Consider the following 24,111-nt stretch of genomic DNA (forward strand, 5'->3'; position numbering starts at 1 on the left):
CCGGCCAGGGCACTAGCCGCCCAGCTGGAGCGCATCGGCCGCCTCCTCCACCATGCCGAGGCCGAGCCGGCTGATCCGGACGGCGAAGGGCTCGCCCGACACCCGCAGGCCCGAGAGCCGCAGCGCGCCGAGGGGGGCGCCGGGCAGCGGAGCGAGGGCGACCGTGCCCGCGGGGGCGTCGGGGCGGATCCCGGCGAGGGCGGTCAGCACGTGGATCCCGGCCGCCGCGGCGACGGCTGCGGGGCGGCAGGCCGCCGGGTGCGGGACGGGGGCGCTGCCGGCGGTGCGCTGCTCGGCCGCGAACATCTCCGGCAGCCGGTACCCGAACACCTCCGCCGCGTCCAGCAGGCCTCGCACCAGGCCAGCGGCCTCCTTCTCGAAGCCCGCCTGAGCCAGTCCCGCCACGGCCACGGCGCTCTCGTACGCCCGCACCGCGCCCGAGCGGTGGCCGAACGGGTTGTGCCCCGGCTCCCGGGTGGCCATGCTCCGCAATCCCCATCCGGAATCCATGGCGGGGGCTCCGAGCAGCCGGGCCAGCTGCTCCGAACGCACCCGGTCGAGAAGTCCCGGCGCCGGCCGCCCGCCGCCGAGCAGTCCGGTGTCGAGCAGGTGGGCGGCGGCTCCCGTGAGCCGTGGCAGTGGCCGCCCGTCGGGATGCAGGGCCGAAGCGGGCCGCCCGCCGTCCGGGCCGTCGATCCAGAACCCCGCCCGGAACCGCTCCCGCAGCTCGGCGGCCCGCTCCAGCCACTCCTCGGCTCCGGGCCGCCCGCATCCGGCGAGGAGGTCCGCGCCGAGCACGGCGGCCCGGTGGGCGTGCGCCTGGGTCTCGCACCGCCGCGGACCGGGGTCGGGATCGGCCAGGAGGCCGTCCTCCCCCAAAGCCCCGCGCAGCCAGTCGAGGCAGCGCTCGGCGGCCGGCAGCAGCCGGACCACCTCGTCTTCCGGCATGCCCCAGAGCCGGGCTTCGGCCAGCACCGCGGGGAAGGCCAGCGTCGCCTCCGTGCCGGTGCACCCGGGCGGCAGCTGGGGGCCCGCTCCGCGCAGCGGCCCCGGGATCTTCCCGGCGTCGGGCCCGCGCCCTTCGGCCTGGGTCCGGGCCAGGACGCGCAGGGTGGCCGCGGCGAGGCCGGTCCCGAGGGGCAGCGCCATCCGCGCGGCCCACAGTGACTCGGCCGGGGCGAGGCCCAGCCGCCAGGGTGCTCCGGCCGCAGCGAAGGCGTCGCCCGGCGCCTCGGGGTCCCTCAGGAGGAGCGCGCCCAGGTCCTCGACGCTGCTGCGGAACCACGCCTCGACCCTCGGGTCGTCCCCCTCGGCCCGGGCGTCGGCGAGCGGATTCGCCACTTGCCCGGCCGGGGCCCGCGCGGTGCGGTCCTGAGTGGTGCGCAGTTCGATGGTGCGGGATTCGCCGGGACCCAGTTCGAGCTGCCAGCGCAGCAGCCCCGCGGAGGCCAGCGCGTCGTCCGGCGGCGGCTCGGCCGCGGTGACCGCCTGCGCCTCGCCGGTGCTCCAGCGCAGCCCGGCGGCGTGCACCCCGGCGGGCAGTTCCGGCCCCGCCCGGCCGGCGCCCACAGCGGCGAGCTCCGCCAGGTCGGTGCCCAGCAGGACCTCCACGGGCAGGCGTACCGGCCGGGCCGTGAAGCTGCGCAGGGTGATCCGCTCGGTGCCGTCCGCGTGCCTGATCCGTTCCACACCGATGTCCGGGTCGGGGCCGGGCTCGGCACCGGTGCGGACGGTCGCGGTGAAGGCGGCCCGGTCGGCGCCGAGGCTGCGCCCTTGGACGGCGACCGGGTCCCGGCCGCCGACCCGCAGCACGCAACGGGAGAGCAGCCTGCGCCCGGAGCGGTAGATCCCGTCGATCCCCCGCCCGGTCAGCTGGCCGTGCTCGGGCGAGATCACCAGACACGGTGCGGCGACGCAGATGACGGCGCCGTGCACGGGCGGCAGTTCGGGCCTGCGTGCGGCGGGCACGCCGGACGGGCGGGGAGGTGCGGGGTGAGACATGCGTCGCCTTGTCTGCGCTCCGGTCGGTTCAGCTGGGCGGCGGCGCGGCCGGTCCCCCACCACCCCACACCTGAACGCCCCCACCCCCGCCCGGGTCACGGTCTCCTGCCCCGCCCGGGGTACGGCCCCCGGACGCGGCGGGGTCACCGGTCCCGGCCGCGCACGCCGGGGACGGAGCCCGCGCCGCCCGGTCAGGCCCAGGGCGCTCCGGAGCAGCCGCACCGGACCGCTGCCCCAGGGCCGGCGCGCCTTCACTGTTCGCTCCCCGCGGTGCGGCGGGACCCGCGCCGGGGCGTGGTCCGTCCCCGTCGGCCGGGAGGGCGCGTACCGGCCGAGGAACGCGCCCGCCGGGGCTCGCGGCGGCGGCGCTCCTCCCGCAGGCACTCCCGCAGTCCCTCGGGGTCGAGCCCCTCGTTGCAGGCGTGGTGGAGCAGCTGGGCGAAGCGGTACTCGGCGTCCGCCCGCAGGGCCAGGCCGAAGGCGATCCGGGCCGTCGGCTCGTCCCCGGTGGACCAGGAGACCCAGCCGGCGAGGGTGAGCGGGGCCGCGGCGTGCTCGTTGTAGGCCCCGACGCAGCGCCGGGCCAGGGCCCGCCACAGCCGCAGGGCGGGGGCGGCCTCCTCGTCCTCCATCCACTCGGCCGCGATGTCCCGGATCTCGCGGTCCTGGAGGCCCAGGATGAGCGAGGCGGCCTCGTCGTGGCCGAGCAGGGCGTCGTCCCAGTCGTCGGCGTGGGTGCCGCCCTCGACCGGCGGGGCCAGCGTCATGCGCCGCATCAGGTCCCGCGCGAGGGAGATCGTCTCGGCGCCGACCTCCTCCCGGGTGGCCCCGTCCAGGATCCTCGGCATCAGGGCTGCGGCCGCCCGGTCCAGGGCCCTCTCCGCCTCCGCGGCCACGGGCCCGCGCAGCGGTGCGAGCCGGTCCTCGATCTCCTTGAGGGAGCCCCGGACCTGGAGCCCGGCGAAGGTGGCCGCCGCGGCCATCACCGAGGTGCCGACCGCCGCCAGCCGGGTGCCCTCGGCCGGGCAGCACCGCTCGTCCGGGCACACGTAGGACCAGAACCGGCCCTCGGAGAGGCACAGAACCTCCAGTACCGGCACGTCCAGGGCGCCGCAGGCCAGCCGGATCCGCTGGGCGAGCGGCCGCAGCCGGGTCATCACCCGCCGGCCGCCCTCCTCCCCCCGCGGTTCCTGGCAGAGGTAGACGACGATGCCGTCGGGCTTGCCGCCGCGCCGTTCGCTGCCCCGGATCAGGCAGTCGGCGACCTGCCGGGCGGTGTCCTCCCATTCCGCCGGCGTGGTGGGGATGCCGACCCGGAGCCGGCCGCCGAAGCGCCCGCCCTCCCCGTGCACGGCGACCAGGACGAGGGAGTCGCTCGGGTGGAACCCGAGCATGTAGGGCAGCGCGTCGGCCAGCTCGGCCGGGCTGCGCAGGGTGATCTGGGGGCCGGTGGCTGATCCGGCCGGAGTGAAGGAGGGCTTGTCGGACGGGCTGCGTGATTCCTGGTTGTTCGTCATGGCACGAAGGTCCCGCGCAAGATCCGATCCCGAAAGCCCTGTGGATAACTGTTGACGATTCAATTTCCACAGGCCCAGAGCGGCATTGGCGCGATGTCACAGGCATCGGGTTGCATGGGGGCATGAACGCAGACCTGAGGTCCTCGGCCGACTCCGTACTAGCCCGTCTCGTGGGCGACCCCACGGGAACCGCCCGGCTGCGTGAGGACCAGTGGCGGGCGATCGAGGCCCTCGTCGCGCACAAGCGACGAGCGCTGGTGGTCCAGCGCACGGGCTGGGGCAAGTCCGCGGTGTACTTCGTCGCCACCTCGCTGCTGCGGGCGAGCGGCGCGGGCCCGACCGTGATCGTCTCCCCGCTCCTCGCGCTGATGCGCAATCAGGTCGAAGCCGCGGCCCGGGCCGGGATCCGCGCCCGCACCATCAACTCCGCCAATCCCGAGGAGTGGGAGGGCATCCAGGCCGAGGTCGCCGCCGGCGAGGTCGACGTCCTGCTGGTGAGCCCGGAGCGGCTGAACAACCCCGACTTCCGCGACCAGGTCCTCCCCAAGCTCTCCGCCGCGACGGGTCTGCTCGTGGTGGACGAGGCCCACTGCATCTCCGACTGGGGGCACGACTTCCGCCCCGACTACCGCAGGCTGCGCACCATGCTGGCCGACCTTCCGCCCGGCGTCCCGGTCCTCGCCACCACCGCCACGGCCAACGCCCGCGTGACCGCCGACGTCGCCGAACAGCTGGGCACCGGGGCGGGCACAGACGCGCTGGTGCTGCGCGGTCCGCTGGACCGCGAGAGCCTGAGCCTGGCCGTGCTGACCCTGCCCGACGCGGCGCACCGGCTGGCCTGGCTCGCCGACCACCTCGGCGATCTGCCCGGCTCCGGGATCATCTACACGCTGACCGTGGCCGCGGCCGAGGAGGTCACCGCGTACCTGCGCCACCGCGGGCACACGGTGTCCTCGTACACCGGCAAGACGGAGAACGCGGACCGCCAGCAGGCCGAGGACGACCTCCAGGCGAACCGGGTCAAGGCGCTGGTGGCCACCTCCGCCCTCGGCATGGGCTTCGACAAGCCGGACCTGGGCTTCGTCGTGCACCTCGGCTCGCCCTCCTCCCCCATCGCCTACTACCAGCAGGTCGGCCGCGCCGGCCGTGGTGTGGAGCACGCCGAGGTGCTGCTTCTCCCCGGCCGCGAGGACGAGGCGATCTGGCAGTACTTCGCCTCGGTGGCCTTCCCGCCGGAGGAGCAGGTGCGCCGCACGCTCGACGTCCTGGCCCAGGCCGGCCGGCCGCTGTCGCTGGCCGCCCTGGAACCCCTGGTGGACCTGCGGCGCACCCGGCTGGAGACCATGCTCAAGGTCCTCGACGTCGACGGCGCCGTGCACCGCGTCAAGGGCGGCTGGACCTCGACCGGCGAGCCGTGGACCTACGACGCCGAGCGCTACGCCTGGGTGGCCCGGCAGCGGGCGGCCGAGCAGCAGGCCATGCGCGACTACGCGGCGGCCACGGAGTGCCGGATGGAGTTCCTGCGCCGCCAGCTCGACGACGAGGAGGCCGCGCCCTGCGGCCGTTGCGACAACTGCGCCGGTGCCCGGTTCACCGCCGAGGTCTCCACCACCGCGTTGGACACCGCCCGCGGCGAGCTCGGCCGCCCGGGCGTGGAGCTGGAGCCGCGCAAGATGTGGCCGACCGGGCTCGCGGCGGTCGGCGTCGACCTCAAGGGGCGCATCCCCGCCGGGGAGCAGGCCTCCACGGGCCGGGCGCTGGGCCGGCTCTCCGACATCGGCTGGGGCAACCGGCTGCGCCCGATGCTCGCCCCGCAGGCTCCGGACCAGCCGGTCCCGGACGACGTGGCCCAGGCCGTGGTCGCAGTGCTCGCCGACTGGGCCCGGGGCCCCGGCGGCTGGGCCTCCGGGACGGCGGACGCCCCGGCCCGGCCGGTGGGCGTGGTCGCCCTGCCCTCGCGCAGCCGGCCCCAGCTGGTCGGCTCGCTGGCGGCGCGGATCGCGGAGGTCGGCCGGATGCCCCTGCTCGGCACGGTCGCCTACACGGATCAGGCTCCGGAGTTCGGGGTGGCGGTCTCGAACAGCGCCCAGCGGGTCCGGGGGCTCCACCAGGCCCTGACCGTGCCCCCGGAACTGGCCGCGGCACTCGCGGAAGCCTCCGGTCCGGTGCTCCTCGTGGACGACCGCGCGGAGAGCGGCTGGACCCTCGCGGTGGCCGCCCGGCTGCTCCGGCGCGCAGGCGCGAAAGCGGTGTTCCCGCTGGTGCTGGCGCTCCAGGGGTAGCTGAATGCGTCATCTCCGGCGTGGCGGGGCAAGGATATGAACGGCATACCGGCGAATTCCGGTCTGCGGCGCCAATTGCTCGTTGCCGCACGCTCGGGAGCCACGCGAGAATTGGAGTGCTCCCGCACGGCGCCTCGGCACTCTCCAAGGCCGCGCCGCGGCGCGCCCTGACTCCAGCCGTGCCCGTCCGCGGGCGTGTACCCGAAGGGAGGACCGTGACCTTCGGATTCGCGCCGCCCTCGACCACGTCCCTGACATCGGCCACCGGCGCCGCCAGCCGGCACGGCCGGCTCCTGGAACCGTCCGAGTGGACGGCGGCGGGCATTCCCCTCCTCCGCAATCCCCGAGAGGTCGTCAGCGGCCTGCACTCCCGCCACGCTCCGGTGCCCTCGACCGCCGTGATCGCCGTCCTCGGCCCGGAGGAACGGCTCGTGGCGAGCGCCTCCTTCGTCCAGCGGTCGACCTCGGCGGACGGCTGGGAGTACCGCAACGCCCTGCTGTCCCGGCTGCGCCGGGTCCTCCCGCACGACCTGCGGCGACGGACTCCGGTGCGGACGGCGGTCCTGCTCTACTGCCGCGAGGGCGACGAGCGGTGGACCGAGGAGGACGGGGCGTGGATGTGGGGGCTGCGGGACGCCTGCACCCTGCACGGGCTGCGCTGCGGCGCGTACATCACGCTGACCCGGGGCGGCTGGCAGGTACTGGGCGAAGGCCGTGGCGGCCGTCAGCCCAGCTCGGACTCGCGGCCCCAGCACCTCGGCGACACCGTGGCCGAGTTCGCCCCGCTCGCCCTGCACACCGGCGGCGGCTCGGGCGAGGCCCTGCGCCGTACCGCCGCGCGCTGAACCACGTACGGGCAGCAGGCAGCAGGCAGCAGGCAGCAGGCGACGGTCCATCGGTGCACCGGCCTCCGCGAACGGATCGGAGGCACTCGGGCAGGCCTCACGGCCGTACACCCGGAACCGGGCGTACGGCGGATCAGGCCTCGGACCCCAGCCCGGACTTCGGCTCGGTCCCACAACGGACACCGCGCCGGCTTCGGCCCGGAAACGGACCTCGGCCCGGGCTTCAGCGGGGCCGGCCCGAGGCCCGCCCCGCCCCTCGCCCGTGCCGGGGTACAGGGCGTCAGACGCCCGCACCCAGCACGGAGTTGATCTGCTGCGCGTCACCGCACACGATCAGCAGCGCACCGGCCCGGGTGAGCGCGACCGGCAGGGCGCCGGCAACGCTCTCGACCGCTCCGCCGTTGACCGCGAAGACCACGACGGGACGGCCCGCGGCGCGCTGGACCTGCGCCGCGTCCGCGTAGAAGACGTCGTCCCCGGCGTCGTGCAGGGCCCAGTACGCGGCCTCACCGAAGGACAGTTCGTGAGCGGCCCACGGGTGCGGGTCGCCGGTGGTGAGCACCAGGATGTCACCGGGCGCGCGCCCGGTGTCGAGCAGCAGGTCGACGGCCTCTTCGGCCGCGTCCAGCGCACCCTCGACGGAAGCCGGGATCAGCTGGATCTGGGGGACCGCGGCGGAGACCGACGGTGCGGTGGGGGCAGCGGCAGGGGCTGCGGGAACAGGTCCGGGGCCGGCCTGCGGCGCGCGCTGGGCGGGCGGTGCGGGCCGGGCGGGACCGGGGCGGCCGGGCCGCGGTACGGCGGCGGGACGCGGACCAGGTACAGGGCGGGGGGTCTGCGCGGTGCGGCTCGCGGCCGGCGTGACGCGGGGACCCTGGGCACTCTCGTGAATCTGAGGCTCCTCGATGGCGGGGGTGAGAGGCATGAGTTGATGTCTATCAAACACCGGTACGAAACGTACCGGCCGGTGGCACATGGGTGCGATCAGAAATCGAAGCCGAGTTGGCCTCCGTTTTCGAGCTCCATCGATTCCTCGCTGCGGCGCACCTTCTTGAGGTGGCGCCACCGGGGCAGCCCGTCGAGGTACGACCACGAGAGCCGGTGATAGGGGGTGGGCCCCCGTTCCTCCAGCGCCGCCCGGTGCACGGGCGAGGGGTATCCGGCGTTGGCGGCGAAGGCGAAGTCCTCGATTCCGCCACCCTGTTCGCCCAGTTCGGCCATCATTCGGTCGCGCGTGACCTTCGCTATGACCGAGGCCGCGGCGACGGCGACGCAGGACTGGTCGCCCTTGATCACCGTACGGACCCGCCAGGGTTCGCCCAGGTAGTCGTGCTTGCCGTCGAGGATCACCGCGTCGGGCCGCACCGGCAGCGCCTCCAGGGCCCGCTCCGCGGCGAGCCTCAGGGCGGCCGTCATCCCGAGCTCGTCGATCTCCTCGGGCGAGGCGTGCCCGAGGGCGTAGGCGGTGACCCAGCGCTCCAGGACGTCGAGCAGGGCGTCGCGTCGCTTGGCGGTGAGGAGTTTGGAGTCGGTGAGCCCGGCAGGCGGCCGACGCAGGCCGGTGATCGCCGCGCACACGGTGACGGGACCGGCCCAGGCCCCTCGTCCGACTTCGTCGACCCCGGCGATGACCTTGGCGCCGATGGTTGCACGGAGGGAGCGTTCGACGGTGTGGGTGGGTGCTTCGTACGGCATGGCGCCAGCAAGGGTACGCCGCCCCGAGCCGACTGCACACCCCCGCCCGGCTCCGACGCCCGTCCGATCCGGCACGGAGACCCTCCTCGCGCCCCGCGCCGCGCCCGCCGCGTCTCACGCCCGGAGCAGCGGCACCATCACCTCGTCGATCAGCTCGGCGATCTCGGCGTCTCCCCATTCGCTACCGCACACCTTGGCGCGGTACATCAACATCGCCGGAATGACATCCACGACAAACGGACCCGTCGCGTCCGCCCGTACGTCGCCCCGCACGATTCCCCGCCGCACAAGCTCCCTGATCAGGAGCTGGGCCGGCTCGTGCAGCCCCGACCAGATCACCCCGTGGAACCGGTCCGCATGCCTGTGATCGCATTCGTGAAGCACGGACCTCAGGGCCTGACCGGCGCGGGAGTGCATGACGTCCCGCGTGCGCACGCACAGCAGGTGGAGGTCCTCGCGGATCGACCCGCCGTCGGGAATCTCTCCTATCTGCGGCAGACCGCTCCGCAGCGCGTCGGCCACCAGGTCCGCCTTCGACGGCCAGCGCCGGTAGAGCGAGGCCTTGCCGGTGTGCGCGCCGGCCGCGACGCCCTCCATGGTGAGCGCGTTCCAGCCGACCGTGCTCAGCTGCTCCAACGCGGCGTCGAGAATCGCCCGTTCGAGTTCGGGGCCGCGCCTGCGCCCCGACGACGCCGCCGACCAGCGCGAACCCACCATCTCTCCACCTTCCGACCGGCCCCCGCGCCCGACGCACGTATTTTCGGCCTTAGAGAACGCTTGCGTTCCCTAAGGATCGGCTCCTACCGTAGCCCCGTAGTGAACGAATACGTTCACTATTTCACTTTGGGGGGGATCCTCAGTGACAAGCTCTCAACTCGCCACACCCCGGATACCGGGGGCGGCGCGCCGCGAGGGGCGCCCCGGAGTGGCCCTCACCGTCATCGCCGCCTGCCAGCTCATGGTGGTCCTCGACGCGACGATCGTGAACATCGCGCTCCCGCACATCCAGGACGCCCTCAGCTTCAGCACCACCGACCTCTCGTGGGTGCTCAGCGCCTACACCCTCACCTTCGGCGGCCTGCTGCTGCTCGGCGGCCGAGCCGGAGACATCCTGGGCCGGCGCCGCGTGTTCCTGACCGGCATCCTGCTCTTCACCCTGGCCTCGCTCCTCGGCGGATTCGCCCAGGAGCCCTGGCAGCTGCTCGCGGCCCGCGCCCTGCAAGGGGTGGGCGGCGCGATCGCCTCTCCGACCTCGCTGGCCCTGATCACCACGACCTTTGCCGAAGGCCCCGAACGGAACCGGGCCTTCGGCGTGTTCGCGGCCGTCTCCGCCGGTGGCGGCGCCATCGGCCTGCTGGCCGGCGGCATGCTGACCGAGTGGCTCGACTGGCGCTGGGTGCTCTTCGTCAACGTCCCGATCGGCGTGCTGATCGCGGTCCTCACCCCGCTGTACATCACCGAGTCCGAGCGCCACCCCGGCCGCTTCGACGTCGCCGGAGCCCTCACCTCCACGGGTGGCATGGCCTCGCTCGTCTACGGGTTCATCCGCGCCTCGGAAGACGGCTGGCGCGACTCGCTCACCATCGGCTCCTTCACCGCGGCCCTCGTCCTGCTCGCGCTCTTCGTCGTCATCGAGTCACGGGCCCGCGAGCCGATCATCCCGCTGCGCATGTTCGCCGACCGCAACCGCACCGGCACCTACGTGATCATGCTCGGCCTCGCCGCCGCGATGTTCGGGATGTTCTTCTTCATCGTCCAGTTCGTACAGAACGTGCTGGGCTTCTCCCCGATCCAGTCCGGGCTCGGTTTCCTGCCCGTGACCGTCGCCATCGTCACCGCCGCCGGTCTCTCGCAGCGGTTCCTGCCGCGCTTCGGCCCCAAGCCCTTCATGGTCATCGGGTCCGCGCTCACCGGAACCGGGCTGACCTGGCTGACCTTCCTGCGGACCGACAGCTCGTACGTCTCCGGCGTGCTCGGCCCGATGCTGCTCTTCGGCTTCGGCATGGGCCTCAACTTCGTGACCCTCACCCTCACCGCCGTCTCCGGGGTGGCACCGAAGGAGGCGGGCGCGGCCTCCGGGCTGCTCAACGCCAGCCAGCAGGTGGGCGGCTCCCTGGGCCTGTCCATCCTGGTGACCGTCTTCGGTACGGCCAGCCGTGGCGAGGCGGAGAAGCAGGTCCCGGCCTTCATGGCGCAGGCGAACCCCGACCAGCTGGCCGCCTTCCAGGAGACCCGCCAGCTGCCCGACCCCTGGGGGGACCTGGTCCTCGCGCAGGGCATCTCCACCGCGTTCCTCGCCGCCGTGGCGATGGCGGGCCTCGCCCTGGCCACCGCCCTGCTGGTGATCCGGGTGCGCAAGAGCGACCTGGAGGCCCTGGCCGGCGCGGCCGCGAAGGGCGGCCCGGCCGCCTGAGCTCCTCCCGTACGAGGGCCCGGGTGCGGGGAGCGGTCCGCACACCCGGGCCCTCGTACGGGTTCTCCGGCGGCGCGCCCTAGTACTCGACGCGGCTGCCGAAGGTGCCCAGGCGGGAGCAGACCTCGTACGAGGCCGTCACCGGGCGCTCGCGCAGGATCTGCCGGGCCCGGTACTCGCCCAGGCTCATGGCGTACCACGGGACGTCCCCGGCCCTGGACGTCTCGTCGTTGATCCCGCGCAGGGCGCAGGACCGCTGGGGCTCGGGCAGCCGGTCCAGGGCGGGCGCGGCGTCCGCCGACAGGGACTGGAAGTAGGCCAGGTCGATCTTCTTGGTGGTCTCGAAGCGGGCGACGTTGCTCTCGGCGACCATCCCGTCCGGGGAAAGCAGGCCGAAGGCCAGGACGGCGGCCGCCGCACTGCCCACGACCGCGCGCGGCAGCCAGCGCGCGCCGAACACCCCGGCCGCCATGATCAGTACGATGACCAGCCCGAGCCACAGCTCCATGGCGGCGACCGACACGCGCAGCGTGGTCAGCCCGTACGCGTCTACGTAGAGGTCCATCCGGCGCAGCGCGGCGGCGACCACGACCAGGGTCAGCGTGCACAGCACGCCGAGGACGATGCGGACGAAGCGGCGGTCGCCCGCCCCGGAACGCGGGGCCCAGCGCAGGGCGAGCGCGATCACGGCGAGGGTGAACAGGGTGGCCCAGAGCAGCTGCCAGAAGCCCTGGCGGGCGTACTCGGCGTGGCTGAGACCGGTGCTCTCCAGGACCTTGTCGTAGCCGCCGAACAGGACGGCCAGCTGGACGGCGTTGAAGCCGGCGAAGAGCAGGTTGAGCACGACGAGCGGAAGGGCCCATTCGATCCGGGAGCGCGGCTTGCCCGGGGCCACCTTGATCCGGTCCCAGCGCAGCGGGGCCGCGGCGGTGCGGGCGGCGGCGAGCGCGAGGAGCGTGCCGAGGAGGAAGAGCAGGAACCGGATGGGCCCGTTCTCGGTCGACACGTCGGGGATCAGGCCGCCGAGGAGGCCGGCGAACGCGGCGTCGGCTGAGGCGAACAGCGCGCCGAAGACCACCAGCAGGGCCACGGCCACGCCGGTCGCCTTGACGACGGGCAGCCAGCGGTCCTTGCCGACCCCGCCTCGTGACCGCAGTCCGACCAGGGCCCAGGCGAGCCCGGACACGGCGGAGTCGAAGAAGCCGAGCGGGCTGAGCAGGACGCCGGGCCAGCTGCGGCTGCCGTGCAGGGCCAGCGCGCCCAGCAGGACGGCGGACAGGATCGCGAGCGTGGACGGCCAGGCGGAGTCACGCAGAGCGGGTACGGCGAGAAGGGCCAGGCAGCCGATCGCCCAGACCACCGTCCAGAGGCGGACAGTACGCCGTGCCGTCCGGGCGGCGACGTACGCGGCGGCGACGGCGGGCACCACCGCGAGCAGCAGGCCGGGGCCCATGCCGTCACCGAGGAGCAGCGCGGCGGCGATGCCGGTGGCGAGGGCGGCGAGGAGGGTCGCGGTCGCGATGGGGGCGGCCTCGGCGGGGCGCACGAGCGTGGCCCACGAGGGCGACGCGGACTTCGCCTGGGCGGCGGCCCATTGGCGCTGCTGGTACAGGTGCACCTGCCGGGCCTGCCACGCGGCGGCGTCGGCGGGCCCCGCCGGCGGTGGCCCGGCCGGGCCGGAGGACGTGCCCCCGGCCGGAGCGGCCGGAGCTGCCGCGGCGGCCGGAGGCGTCGTGTCCGCACTCGCTGCCGCCGGAGGCGCCGTGTCCGGAGTCGCTGCGGCCGGAGTAGGCCTCGCGGAGGTGTCCCCGGCCACGGCTCCTGCGTCGACCGTGCCCTTGGGAGCCTTCGAGGCTTCTGGTTCCTGCAGGTCCTCTGACGGGGCTGCGTCCGCCCCGCCGGTGTTCTCTGACATCGGGTTCCCTCCCCTGTCGGCCGCCCCGTCGTTCCGGGGGGCGGCGCAGCGGACAGAGTAGGCCGATGGCAGCAGGTTTTGAACAGGATCAAAAGAGCCTGTGCCAGGACCGTGACAATCGGAGGGGCCGTTTCACCTGCGCCGGAAGCCCGGTACGGCGATCCGTCAGCGCGCCGCAGTCTGCGGCAGCCAGGCCGGCAGGGCCTCGGTGCGCGCCATCCACGCGGCCGGCAGCACCGCGTCCCCGCGGGACGCCAGCACCCCGCCGACGATCGCGCAGGTCGTGTCGACGTCTCCGCCCACCTGTGCGGTGGTCCAGAAGGCCCGCTCGTAGTCGTCCAACGCACGCGCCGCCGACCACAGGGCGAACGGCACCGTGTCATGGGCGCTCGTGCGCCGACCGCAGCCCAGGACCGCCGCGACCGTGGTCGCGTCGCCGTAGTCCAGCATGTCCCGCGCCCGCCGCAGCCCGGCGCCCACGGCGCTGCGCGGCACCAGCGCGATCACTCCGTCCAGCAGGTCGGAGGCATTCGGCGGTCCGGCGGGCGCGGCGGCCAGCGCAGCCGCCGCGGCGACGGCCATCGCCCCGCACACGGCCTCGCGGTGCTGGTGGGTGGTGTAGGCGGAGATCTCCGCCTGGTGGGTGGCCTGCTCCGGGTCGTCGGCATACCACGCGCCAAGCGGCGCGATCCGCATGGCGGCGCCATTGCCCCACGAGCCCTGCCCGTTGAACAGTTCCGCGGCCAGCGTGCGCCAGTCCTCGCCCTCCCGCACCAGCCGCAGCATCCGGTTCACCGCGGGCCCGTAGCCCCGGTCGAAGTCGTGGTGGTGGGCGAAGGAGAGCGCGAGCGCGTCCTGGTCGATCCGTCCGTGCTCGGCCAGCACCGCCACGACCGAGCAGGCCATCTCGGTGTCGTCGGTCCACTGCCACGTCCCGGTACCGGCGGGCAGCTCGCGTCGTTTGAGCAGGGGGTAGTTCACGGGGACGAAGTACTGGGAGCCCAGGGCGTCACCCAGGGCCAGCCCGCGGAGGCTGGACATGGCGCGTGCGTAGCGCCGTTCGGGAGTGGAATCAGGCGTCATCGCGGGTCACTCTAGCCGTCCAGGTCATAAGGCTCGGGTGTGGTCCACCGCTCAAACGGGCGGTCCAACCGGTACCGGCCGTCAGGACCCCGCAGGAGCACCCGGAATTCGCCGTTGCCGGGGTTGGACAGGGCCTCGAACTCGGCCACCGACCAGTGGAACCAGCGCATGCAGAACAGTCGCATCGTCAGCCCGTGCGTCACCAGCAGGACGTTCTCGGGATGGTCCGGGGCCTCGAAGCTGCGGTAGAGGCTTTCCAGGAAGGACCCGACCCGGTCGTACACGTCCGCCCCGGACTCGCCCTGCGCGAACCGGTAGAAGAAGTGCCCGTACGCGTCCCGGTACGCCTTCTGCAGCCGTACGTCGGTCCGGTCCTGCCAGTTCCCCCAGTCCTGCTCGCGCAGCCTCGGCTCCTCGCGCATCCGGACCCGCGTCGGGTCCAGCCTCAGTTCGCGGAAGGTCTGCAGGGTCCGGCGGTAGGGGGAGACGTACGCGCTGATCGTCTCCTCGCCGAAGAGCTCGCGCAGCCGCAGCCCGGCCGCCGCCGCCTGCTCGCGCCCCTTCCGGGTCAGCCGCAGGGCATGGTCGGGCTCGCGTTCGTACACCGAGTCGTCGGCGTTCCCCTCCGATTCCCCGTGCCGTACAAGGACGATGCGCCGTGGTCGAGCCATCCCACGACCCTATTCGGCCATCGCCCGGTCGGCGCACCGGGCACGCCGACCAGCCCGGCGGGCAGTCGTACGGTCATACCGTCCAGGACGGCTCGAGGTCGACGACGTCACCGGTGAGCGCCTCGACATCGGCCTGGATCTGAGCGCGCAGGGAGAGCCGCTCGACCCTCTCCTGCCGGTACTTGCCGTGCTCGGCGGCGGCGTGCCACATCGACAGCACCAGGAACTCACGCCCCGGGGCCTCCCCGAAGAGGCCGCGGATCATCCCGGGCGAGCCCGCCATGGCCGGGTTCCACACCTTCTCCTGCATGAGGGCGAAGTGGTCGACCCGGCCCTCACGGACACGGGTGTGCGCGACCCGCACCACGTCGGCGTCGGTGAAGCGCGGCTCGAAGCCGGTCTTCACGTCGAAGCGGTGATCGAAGAGGGTGACCCGCAGATCGGTGTAGGTGCCGTTCTGCGCGGCGGCCAGTCTGTCGTGCGAGCGGGCCATGAAGGAGTCGTAGAAGGAGCGGCTCTCCCAGAACGCGAAGACATGCGCGACCCCCTGCCGGCCCCGGCTCCAGCCGCCGCCCTGCCCCCGGAATCCCGGCTCGCCCGGCAGCCCCGCCCATTTTCGCTGCCCGCGCTCGAACCCGCGTCGGTCCGTCACCGTGCAGCGAATCCACTTGACCAGCACTGCGCCATCGTACGGGCCCGGCGCGGCCCGGGTCAGTCCTCGGCGCGGTGGATCCGCACCAGTTCCGCCGCATCCCGCTCGGGCAGGCGAAGCCCGAACTCCCGGTCGAGGACGGCGAGCAGTTCGTCCGGGCCGACGTCCCGCCGTTCGGTCCGCCCGTCGGGGTACAGCAGGGTGAACTCCCGCCCGACGAGCGCCCTGCGGACGGCGTCCCCCGGGTGGTGGACGACGAGCCGCCCCACGAAGGAGGAGCGGGGGTGGCCGGAGCTGTAGTGGTTGAGCAGGATGTAGTCGACGGGGTGGTAACGCTGCGGGGAGAAGGCGTACAGGTCCCGCCAGGTCCCGCCGCGCAGGAGGCACAGCACGAGGATGCCGTCCTCCTCCTCGCGGACCCGGTACGTCCACTCCCCCTGCTCCAGCGCGACGCCGGGGCGGCCCAGGGGAACCGGCTCACGGGGGCCCTGGTGGCCGAACCCCACGTCGCACAGCCAGGGTTCGCCCCCGACGGTGACGACGAGGACGGCGTGCGTCACGGGCATCAGGGAGTCACCGCGGGTGCGGTTGCGGGCACCGCGCCCGGAGACCTCGAAGCCGAGCCGCTCCAGGGCAGCGGCCAGCAACGAGTTCTGCTCGTAGCAGTAGCCGCCGCGGCCGGCGTGCACGAGCTTGTCCTCGATCGACTTGACGTCCAGCGCGACGGGGCGGCCGAGCAGGACGTCCAGGCTCTCGAACGGGATGGCCGCGGTGTGGGCCCGGTGCACTGCGTACAACGTGGAGAGGTCCGGCCGGAGTTCCCGGCCGTCCCCCGCGTTCTCCCGAAGTCCGATCCTCGCCAGATACGCCTCCAGGTCCAGCTCTTCACCGCTCCACATGACTCCCCGCTTCCCCGTTCCCCCGTGCCGTCGGCATCGCACCGCCGTGCATCCCCGGCCGCCGGTTCGCCGAATCCCGCCCCATGATCCCCGTGACGACCCCTGCACACCAACCCGGCGATCGTCCCGCTCGACGACGGTATGGGGTGATGCGCGAGGCGGGCAGGTCTCCCGAGAGACCCACCCGCCTCGGCGGTTCACGATGTCAGCCTGATCCCCCGCTCGGTCGTCAGGCGCGGCAGCGCAGCATCTCCAGCGGCGGGTTCGCCCGGAAGTCCGCCCAGAAGTCCTGACCGAACTCGCGCACCCCGGCGTCGGACACCTCGAACGGGACCCAGGTCAGCTCGCTGAACCCGGCCGCGGGCAGGCACTTCTCGTAGATCTCGCGGCGCGGGAGGTTGGCGACGAACGAGACCGGCGGGTCGAGCAGCGCCGTGGTCCGGACCTGCGGTCCGGTCTCGCCCTGTCCGCCGGTGAGCACGCTGCGGAAGCCGTACCGTTCCGGGGTGGGCCCGTCGAAGCGGAAGTCGGGCGACTGGTTGAGCAGGAAGAACTCTCCGCCGGGCTTCAGACTCCGGTGCACGTTGCGGCACATCCGCTCCGTGGTGGCCACGTCCGGCGCGTAGTTGAGCAGCTGGACCCCCAGGGCGATGTCGAAGGCCTGCTCCAGGGGCCGCAGTTCGGCCACGTCGCCCACCTCGTAGCGCACCCCCAGCGGATCGCCCTCCTCCAGCTGCTGCGCCACGGCGATCATCTCACCGGAGATGTCGACTCCGAGCACGTCCGCGGCTCCGCGCCGCCTGAACTCCCTGCTGTAGAAACCGGTGCCGCAGGCCAGGTCCAGGATCGACTTGCCCCGTACGTCCCCGACCAGGGCCAGGAAGCCCGGCACCACCACGTACTGCTCCAGCGGCAGGGACTTGAAGCCCTCGTACGCTTCACCGATCTCGTCGTACTGCTGCGTGCTCACAGTTCTCTCATCCCCCATGCCTCATGCCTCATCGGCTCATCGGCCGCGGGAAAGCCCCTGTCACGGGGTGCGCCGCGGCCTCTGGCGGGCAGTCTCTCCCAAGCTGACGGACCGTTGTACTTGGCGGAAGCGACGAAAAACCGGCTCCCGTCCCGGCTCGCCGTACGGGCGGCTACGGGAAGGCCGGCGACGGGAAGGCGGCGGGCACGACGAAGGGGACCGGCCTGGGGCCGGTCCCCTTCGTGCGCGGTGAGCCGCTGGTCAGCTACCCCTGCGGGCTACGCCCGGTGTCAGCTGCAGCCGCTGGTGGAGCCGCAGCCCTCGCAGATGTAGCAGGAGCCGGCGCGCTGCATCTTCGTACCGCAGGAGAAGCAGAGCGGGGCGTCGGCGGAGACGCCGAGCTGCATCTCGACCAGTTCGGCGCTGCTGTGCGCCGTCTTCGGGGCCGGGACCGAGGCGGTGACGGCGGGCTTCGGCGCCGACGGCACCGCGGCCAGCGGGACCGACTGGGTCAGCGACTCGGTGTCCAGCTCGTCCTCGAGGGGCTCGTAGGAGCCGGTGTCGAGGTGGCGCTGGCGCTCGTCGGCGGTGTGGATGCCGAGGGCCGAGCGGGTCTCGAAGGGCAGGAAGTCGAGCGCCAGGCGGCGGAAGATGTAGTCGACGATCGACTGCGCCATCCGCACGTCCGGGTCGTCCGTCATGCCGGCCGGCTCGAAGCGCATGTTGGTGAACTTCGAGACGTAGGTCTCCAGCGGCACGCCGTACTGCAGACCGACCGAGACGGCGATGGAGAAGGCGTCCATCATGCCCGCGAGGGTCGAGCCCTGCTTGGACATCTTCAGGAAGACCTCGCCCAGACCGTCGTCCGGGTAGGAGTTCGCCGTCATGTAGCCCTCGGCGCCACCGACCGTGAAGGAGGTGGTGATGCCCGGGCGGCCCTTGGGGAGGCGCTTGCGGACGGGGCGGTACTCGATGACCTTCTCGACGGTCGCGCGGATGGTCTCCTCCGCCTTGGCGGTGACCTCCTCCTTCTCCTCTTCCTTCTTCTTCGCGGAGAGGGGCTGGCCGACCTTGCAGTTGTCGCGGTAGATCGCGAGCGCCTTGACGCCCATCTTCCACGCCTCGAAGTAGATCTCCTCGATCTCCTCGACGGTGGCCGTCTCCGGCATGTTGACCGTCTTCGAGATCGCGCCGGAGATCCAGGGCTGGATCGCGGCCATCATGCGGACGTGGCCCATCGCGGAGATGGAACGCTCGCCCATGGCGCAGTCGAACACCGGGTAGTGCTCGACCTTCAGGCCCGGGGCGTCGACGACCACGCCGTGCTCGGCGATGTGGGAGACGATCGCCTCGATCTGCTCCTCCTGGTAACCCAGGCGGCGCAGGGCCTGCGGGACGGTGCCGTTGACGATCTGCATCGAGCCGCCGCCGACGAGCTTCTTGAACTTGACCAGGGCCAGGTCCGGCTCGACACCGGTGGTGTCGCAGGACATCGCGAGACCGATGGTGCCGGTCGGCGCGAGGACGGAGGCCTGGGAGTTGCGGAAGCCGTTCTTCTCGCCGAGGCGCAGGACGTCCTGCCAGGCCTCGGTGGCCGCGGCCCAGATCGAGCTGTCCAGGTCCTCGGTGCGCGGCGCGACGGCGTTGGCGTCGGCGTGCTGCTTCATGACGCGCTTGTGGGCGTCGGCGTTGCGGGCGTAGCCGTCGTACGGGCCGACGATCGCGGCCAGCTCGGCGGAGCGCTTGTACGCCGTACCGGTCATGAGCGAGGTGATCGACGCGGCGAGGGTGCGGCCGCCGTCCGAGTCGTACGCGTGGCCGGTGGCCATCAGCAGGGCGCCGAGGTTGGCGTAGCCGATGCCCAGCTGGCGGAAGGCGCGGGTGTTCTCGCCGATCTTCTGCGTCGGGAAGTCCGCGAAGCAGATGGAGATGTCCATCGCGGTGATGACGAGCTCGACGACCTTGGCGAAGCGCTCGGCGTCGAACGACTGGTTGCCCTTGCCGTCGTCGTTGAGGAACTTCATCAGGTTGAGCGAGGCGAGGTTGCAGGACGTGTTGTCCAGGTGCATGTACTCGCTGCACGGGTTGGACGCGGTGATGCGGCCGGACTCGGGGCAGGTGTGCCAGTTGTTGATCACACCGTCGTACTGGATGCCCGGGTCGGCGCAGGCCCACGCGGCCTCGGCGAGCTTGCGGAAGAGCGCCTTGGCGTCGACCTTCTCGATGACCTCGCCGGTCATGCGGGCGCGCAGGCCGAACTCGGTGCCGTTCTCGACGGCCGTCATGAACTCGTCGTTCACACGGACGGAGTTGTTGGCGTTCTGGTACTGGACGGACGTGATGTCGTCGCCGCCCAGGTCCATGTCGAAGCCTGCGTCGCGCAGGGCGCGGATCTTCTCCTCTTCCTTCACCTTGGTCTCGATGAAGGCCTCGACGTCCGGGTGGTCGACGTCCAGGACGACCATCTTGGCCGCGCGGCGGGTGGCGCCGCCCGACTTGATCGTTCCTGCGGACGCGTCGGCGCCGCGCATGAAGGAGACCGGACCGGAGGCGTTGCCGCCGGAGGAGAGCAGCTCCTTGGAGGAGCGGATGCGGGAGAGGTTCAGGCCGGCGCCGGAGCCGCCCTTGAAGATCATGCCCTCTTCCTTGTACCAGTCGAGGATCGACTCCATGGAGTCGTCGACGGACAGGATGAAGCAGGCGGAGACCTGCTGCGGCTGAGGCGTGCCGACGTTGAACCACACCGGGGAGTTGAAGCTGAAGATCTGGTGCAGGAGGGCGTAGGTCAGCTCGTGCTCGAAGATCTCCGCGTCGGCGGGCGAGGCGAAGTAGTCGAAGTCCTCGCCGGCCTTCGTGTAGGTCTTCACGATGCGGTCGATCAGCTGCTTCAGACCGGTCTCGCGCTGCGAGGTGCCGACCGCGCCGCGGAAGTACTTACTGGTGACGATGTTGACCGCGTTCACCGACCAGAAGTCGGGGAACTCGACGCCACGCTGCTCGAAGTTGACCGAGCCGTCGCGCCAGTTGGTCATGACGACGTCACGGCGCTCCCAGCTCACCTCGTCGTACGGGTGCACGCCGGGGGTGGTGTGGATGCGCTCGATCCGCAGGCCGCCCTTGGCGGCCTTGGTCCCCTTGGCGCGGGAACCACGTGCCGAGCTGCTCGCCGTCTCTGTCATGCCAGGCCTCCCATATGCGGGCAAAAACGCCCTTAAGTGCCAGCGTTATTCCGCGGCACGGTGCTGTGTCTCTGTATCTACGTCTCTTCGCGCGACCCACCGGCCTCCCCGCGGCGCGCGCGCCGTGGCGAGGGCCGTCCGGTCAGTCGGCGGCGGAGGCGGGCACGGGGACCGGGGCGGCCCCTCCGTGCTCGCACTCTTCGGGGTGAGGCCGCGGCTCGCGCAGTTCCGCGATGGCGGTCTCGAAGTCCTCAAGGGTGTCGAACGCTTTGTAGACGGACGCGAAGCGCAGGTAGGCGACCAGGTCGAGCTCCTGCAACGGGCCGAGAATGGCCAGACCCACGTCATGGGTGGTCAGCTCGGCACTCCCGGTGGCGCGCACCGCCTCCTCGACCCGCTGGCCGAGCTTGGCGAGGGCGTCCTCGGTGACCGGTCGTCCCTGGCACGCCTTGCGCACGCCGGAGATGACCTTGGTACGGCTGAAGGGTTCCGTCACCCCGCTGCGCTTGATCACCATCAGCGAGGCCGTCTCCACCGTCGTAAAACGACGGGAGCAGTCGGGGCACTGACGGCGCCTGCGGATCGACGTGCCGTCGTCCGTGGTGCGGCTGTCGACGACACGACTGTCGGGGTGCCTGCAGAAGGGGCAGTGCACGCTTCCCTCACCCTCCCTCTTGGCACGACAGAATCACCCCACATGCCCCTCAACGGCGGAGACGAACTCTGCCGGGGGCTCGTGGAGCAGCCACCAGCATATGCGATCCCAGGAGCCTCAGCAGACTCCAGGACCACTACTTGTGGGTGGCAGCGCTCATCCAACCACTAGATCTTGGGTTGGATTGGATTTTGGTGGCTCTGCGTGTCGTCGTGTCGGCCAGCGGTCACGAGGCCCCTCGATGCCACACTGGACACAGGCCCCGACGGTGGCGATCCGAGCGGGAAGGGTACCGTAAGCAGCGGACGTCGGATCGAACCCGCGTTCGGTGGACCGATCGTCCATACACCCCTTGATATGCCCACGCCGGACGATCCGCGATTTTTCACTCGAACGTGTGTTTGGCGCAACCTTTCGAAAGCTACTACCGTTGTCCAGCTAGGGAGAACATTTCGAGAGGGGCCGACGTGACCACCACCGCAGACAGTGCCACCATCACTGCCCAGAACCGCTCCCAGAGCCGACTCGAGCCGGTGCATGCCATGAACGACGCAAGCCTGAACCCGGATGCGGAGCCCGTAGTACGCCCCGCACGCTCGCTGCCAGGTCGACCTCCAGGCATCCGCGCCGACAGCTCCGGGCTCACGGACCGGCAGCGGAGGGTCATCGAGGTCATTCGCGACTCCGTGCAGCGTCGGGGTTACCCGCCGTCCATGCGGGAGATCGGTCAGGCGGTGGGCCTGTCCAGCACGTCGTCGGTGGCCCACCAGCTGATGGCCCTGGAACGCAAGGGTTTCCTGCGCCGCGACCCCCACCGCCCCCGTGCCTACGAGGTGCGCGGATCCGACCAGCCCAGCTCGCAGCCCACCGACACCACCGGCAAGCCCGCCGCCTCCTACGTTCCCCTGGTCGGCCGGATCGCGGCCGGCGGCCCGATCCTCGCCGAGGAGTCGGTCGAGGACGTGTTCCCGCTCCCCCGCCAGCTCGTCGGCGACGGCGAGCTCTTCGTCCTCAAGGTCGTCGGTGACTCGATGATCGAGGCCGCGATCTGCGACGGCGACTGGGTCACGGTCCGTCGCCAGCCCGTCGCGGAGAACGGCGACATCGTCGCCGCGATGCTCGACGGCGAGGCCACCGTCAAGCGCTTCAAGCGCGAGGACGGCCACGTCTGGCTCCTCCCGCACAACGCCGCCTACCAGCCGATTCCCGGCGACGACGCGACCATCCTCGGCAAGGTCGTCGCGGTACTGCGTCGGGTCTGACCCCCGCCGCCTCCATCCGGCCCCCGGGATCCACTGCGCCGGTCCCGGGGGCTTTCCCCTGTCGCTTGTCCTGCGGCCTACTTGCCGTCGGCCTTGGCGGTCGCGTCGATCGCGGCCAGGGAGCGGCGGGCCTGGTTGCGGTCCGTGGTGTACCAGAAGTCCGGCAGCGTGGCCCGCAGGAAGCTCCCGTACCGGGCCGTGGCCAGCCTGGGGTCGAGCACCGCGACGACGCCGCGGTCTCCCGTGGCCCGTACGAGGCGGCCCGCGCCCTGCGCCATCAGCAGGGCGGCATGCGTGGCGGCGACCGCCATGAAGCCATTGCCGCCGTGCTCCTCCACCGACTTCTGGCGTGCGCTCATCAGCGGGTCGTCGGGACGCGGGAAGGGGATCCGGTCCATGACCACGAGCTGGCAGCTGGGGCCCGGCACGTCCACTCCCTGCCAGAGCGAGAGCGTCCCGAACAGGCAGGTCTTCGGGTCCGCGGCGAAGGCCTTGATCAGCTCGCCGAGCGTCTCCTCGCCCTGGAGCAGGATCGGGTTGTCGAGCCGGCCGCGCAGCTCCTCGGCGGCCGCCTTGGCGCCGCGCATGGAGGAGAACAGGCCGAGGGTGCGGCCGCCGGCCGCCTCGATCAGCTCGGCGAGCTCGTCCATCATGTCGCCGCGGGTTCCCTCACGGCCCGGCGTGGCCAGGTGCTTGGCGACGTAGAGGATGCCCTGCTTCGGGTAGTCGAAGGGCGAGCCGACGTCGAGGCCCCGCCAGGCGGGGACGTCGTCGCCCTCGACGCCCTCGGGAGACAGGCCCAGGGAGGCCGCGACACCGTTGAAGTCGCCGCCCAGCTTGAGGGTGGCCGAGGTCAGGACCACCGAGCGGTCCTCGAACAGCTTCTCCCGCAGCAGGCCGGACACCGACAGGGGGGCGACCCGGAGGGTGGCGCCGAAGCGGTCGTGTCGCTCGTACCAGACGACGTCGTACTCGGATCCGGTGGTGATCCGCTCCGCCACCCCGTGGATGCTCTCCACCGCGGCCAGGGCCTGCTTGCGGACCGCGTCCTCGTCGTGGACGGACTTGTCGCGGGTCGCGCCGATCGCGGAGATCACATTGCGCGCGGCGTCACGCAGGGACATCAGCGCGTAGCCGAGGTCCTCGGGGAGCACCTCCAGGCGGCCCGGGAGCGCCAGCTCCATGACCCTCTCGAAGGACTCGGACGCCGTCTGCAGGGAGTCGGCGGTCTTCTCGTCGACCAGCTTGGCCGCACGCTTCACGGCCCGGTTGACCTGCCCGGGAGTGAGCTCGCCGGTGGCGACGCCGGTGACCCGGGAGACCAGCTCGTGGGCCTCGTCCACGATCAGCACCTCGTGCTGCGGCAGCACCGGGGCGCCTTCGATGGCGTCGATGGCGAGCAGCGCGTGGTTGGTGACGACCACGTCCGCGAGCTTGGCCCGCTCGCGGGCGGCCTCCGCGAAGCACTCGGCCCCATACGCGCACTTCGTCGCGCCCAGGCATTCGCGCGAGGAGACGGAGATCTGCGACCAGGCCTTGTCCGAGACGCCCGGGGTCAGGTCGTCGCGGTCGCCGGTCTCCGTCTCGTCCGCCCAGTCGCGCAGGCGCAGCAGATCCTTGCCGAGCTTGCTGGTGGGGGTGGCCGCCTCGAACTGGTCGAAGAGGCCCTCCTCCTCGTCCTGCGGAGCGCCCTCGTGCAGGCGGTGCAGGCACAGATAGTTGGACCGGCCCTTGAGCATGGCGAACTGCGGACGGCGGCGCAGCTGCGGATGCAGCGCCTCCACCGTCCGGGGCAGGTCGCGCTCGACGAGCTGCCGCTGGAGGGCGAGGGTCGCGGTGGCCACGACCACGCGCTCGCCGTGGGCGAGGGCCGGCACCAGGTAGCCGAGGGACTTGCCGGTGCCGGTACCGGCCTGGATGAGCCGGTGGGAGTTGTCGTCGATCGCTTCGGCGACGGCTTCGGCCATGGCCACCTGGCCGGGGCGCTCCGTGCCGCCGACGGCGGAGACGGCGGCGTGCAGCAGGTCGGGGAGGGAGGGCTTCGTCATAGCACTGCCAACCCTACGGGGCGC

Annotated in this window: 18 protein-coding genes; 4 read left to right on the forward strand and 14 right to left on the reverse strand. The window is 72.3% G+C overall.

The annotated features are described in order from the left end of the window. Window positions 1–12: 12 nt before the first annotated feature. Both ACZ6JT_RS29400 and ACZ6JT_RS29405 read right to left on the reverse strand, forming a co-directional pair. Window positions 13–2,001: a glycogen debranching N-terminal domain-containing protein gene (locus ACZ6JT_RS29400; RefSeq protein WP_469214303.1), complete on the reverse strand. Its 1,989-nt coding sequence runs from the start codon at window positions 1,999–2,001 to the stop codon at window positions 13–15. Window positions 2,002–2,252: 251 nt separating this feature from the next. After that, the gene (locus tag ACZ6JT_RS29405) at window positions 2,253–3,518 is read right to left on the reverse strand and encodes a DUF4192 domain-containing protein (RefSeq protein ID WP_469214304.1); all 1,266 of its coding nucleotides are present in this window, start codon (window positions 3,516–3,518) and stop codon (window positions 2,253–2,255) included. A gap of 122 nt (window positions 3,519–3,640) precedes the next feature. On the opposite strand from ACZ6JT_RS29405, the gene ACZ6JT_RS29410 reads away from it, so the two are divergent. Continuing rightward, entirely contained in the window at window positions 3,641–5,800 is a 2,160-nt protein-coding gene (locus ACZ6JT_RS29410) for a RecQ family ATP-dependent DNA helicase (RefSeq protein WP_469214307.1), read from the forward strand. A 215-nt stretch (window positions 5,801–6,015) separates the two neighbouring features. Continuing rightward, window positions 6,016–6,645 carry a hypothetical protein gene (locus ACZ6JT_RS29415; protein WP_469214309.1) on the forward strand — a complete coding sequence of 210 codons (630 nt, stop codon included), beginning with the start codon at window positions 6,016–6,018 and terminating at the stop codon, window positions 6,643–6,645. Window positions 6,646–6,925: 280 nt separating this feature from the next. On the opposite strand, the gene ACZ6JT_RS29420 is transcribed toward ACZ6JT_RS29415, so the two are convergent. The 3 genes from ACZ6JT_RS29420 to ACZ6JT_RS29430 form a co-directional block, all read right to left on the reverse strand. Next, the gene (locus ACZ6JT_RS29420) at window positions 6,926–7,570 is read right to left on the reverse strand and encodes a hypothetical protein (RefSeq protein WP_469214311.1); all 645 of its coding nucleotides are present in this window, start codon (window positions 7,568–7,570) and stop codon (window positions 6,926–6,928) included. Window positions 7,571–7,629: 59 nt separating this feature from the next. After that, window positions 7,630–8,340 (reverse strand): ribonuclease HII, encoded by a 711-nt coding sequence (locus ACZ6JT_RS29425; RefSeq protein WP_469214313.1) that lies wholly within the window; start codon window positions 8,338–8,340, stop codon window positions 7,630–7,632. Between the two features lie 114 nt (window positions 8,341–8,454). Continuing rightward, window positions 8,455–9,057 (reverse strand): TetR/AcrR family transcriptional regulator, encoded by a 603-nt coding sequence (locus ACZ6JT_RS29430; protein ID WP_469214315.1) that lies wholly within the window; start codon window positions 9,055–9,057, stop codon window positions 8,455–8,457. 142 nt (window positions 9,058–9,199) lie between these two features. Here ACZ6JT_RS29430 and ACZ6JT_RS29435 point away from each other — a divergent pair, with 142 nt between their 5' ends. Next, window positions 9,200–10,753 (forward strand): MFS transporter, encoded by a 1,554-nt coding sequence (locus ACZ6JT_RS29435; protein WP_469214316.1) that lies wholly within the window; start codon window positions 9,200–9,202, stop codon window positions 10,751–10,753. Between the two features lie 79 nt (window positions 10,754–10,832). Here the strand turns inward: ACZ6JT_RS29435 and ACZ6JT_RS29440 are convergent, their stop codons facing one another. The 8 genes from ACZ6JT_RS29440 to nrdR form a co-directional block, all read right to left on the reverse strand. Then, entirely contained in the window at window positions 10,833–12,668 is a 1,836-nt protein-coding gene (locus ACZ6JT_RS29440; RefSeq protein WP_469214318.1) for a DUF4153 domain-containing protein, read from the reverse strand. Window positions 12,669–12,833: 165 nt separating this feature from the next. Beyond that, window positions 12,834–13,751, reverse strand: coding sequence for an ADP-ribosylglycohydrolase family protein (locus ACZ6JT_RS29445; RefSeq protein ID WP_469214320.1), 918 nt, complete (start codon window positions 13,749–13,751; stop codon window positions 12,834–12,836). Window positions 13,752–13,762: 11 nt separating this feature from the next. Continuing rightward, on the reverse strand, window positions 13,763–14,422 hold the full coding sequence (locus ACZ6JT_RS29450) for a histidine phosphatase family protein (protein WP_469214321.1): 660 nt from the start codon (window positions 14,420–14,422) through the stop codon (window positions 13,763–13,765). Between the two features lie 73 nt (window positions 14,423–14,495). Further along, window positions 14,496–15,101 carry a YdbC family protein gene (locus ACZ6JT_RS29455; RefSeq protein WP_319728923.1) on the reverse strand — a complete coding sequence of 202 codons (606 nt, stop codon included), beginning with the start codon at window positions 15,099–15,101 and terminating at the stop codon, window positions 14,496–14,498. 32 nt (window positions 15,102–15,133) lie between these two features. Then, window positions 15,134–15,973, reverse strand: coding sequence for an arylamine N-acetyltransferase family protein (locus ACZ6JT_RS29460; protein ID WP_469214322.1), 840 nt, complete (start codon window positions 15,971–15,973; stop codon window positions 15,134–15,136). A gap of 229 nt (window positions 15,974–16,202) precedes the next feature. Then, window positions 16,203–16,943 carry a class I SAM-dependent methyltransferase gene (locus tag ACZ6JT_RS29465; protein WP_469214324.1) on the reverse strand — a complete coding sequence of 247 codons (741 nt, stop codon included), beginning with the start codon at window positions 16,941–16,943 and terminating at the stop codon, window positions 16,203–16,205. 290 nt (window positions 16,944–17,233) lie between these two features. Beyond that, window positions 17,234–20,122 (reverse strand): vitamin B12-dependent ribonucleotide reductase, encoded by a 2,889-nt coding sequence (locus ACZ6JT_RS29470; RefSeq protein ID WP_469214325.1) that lies wholly within the window; start codon window positions 20,120–20,122, stop codon window positions 17,234–17,236. 142 nt (window positions 20,123–20,264) lie between these two features. Beyond that, on the reverse strand, window positions 20,265–20,777 hold the full coding sequence (gene nrdR / locus ACZ6JT_RS29475) for a transcriptional regulator NrdR (protein WP_469214327.1): 513 nt from the start codon (window positions 20,775–20,777) through the stop codon (window positions 20,265–20,267). Window positions 20,778–21,244: 467 nt separating this feature from the next. Between nrdR and lexA the strand changes: the two genes are divergently transcribed. After that, on the forward strand, window positions 21,245–22,039 hold the full coding sequence (lexA, locus tag ACZ6JT_RS29480) for a transcriptional repressor LexA (protein ID WP_469214329.1): 795 nt from the start codon (window positions 21,245–21,247) through the stop codon (window positions 22,037–22,039). A 77-nt stretch (window positions 22,040–22,116) separates the two neighbouring features. Here lexA and ACZ6JT_RS29485 read toward each other — a convergent pair whose 3' ends face one another. Then, window positions 22,117–24,087 (reverse strand): ATP-dependent DNA helicase, encoded by a 1,971-nt coding sequence (locus tag ACZ6JT_RS29485; RefSeq protein ID WP_376618413.1) that lies wholly within the window; start codon window positions 24,085–24,087, stop codon window positions 22,117–22,119. Window positions 24,088–24,111 lie beyond the last annotated feature (24 nt).

It is taken from the genome of Streptomyces sp. NPDC046308 (assembly GCF_055588065.1).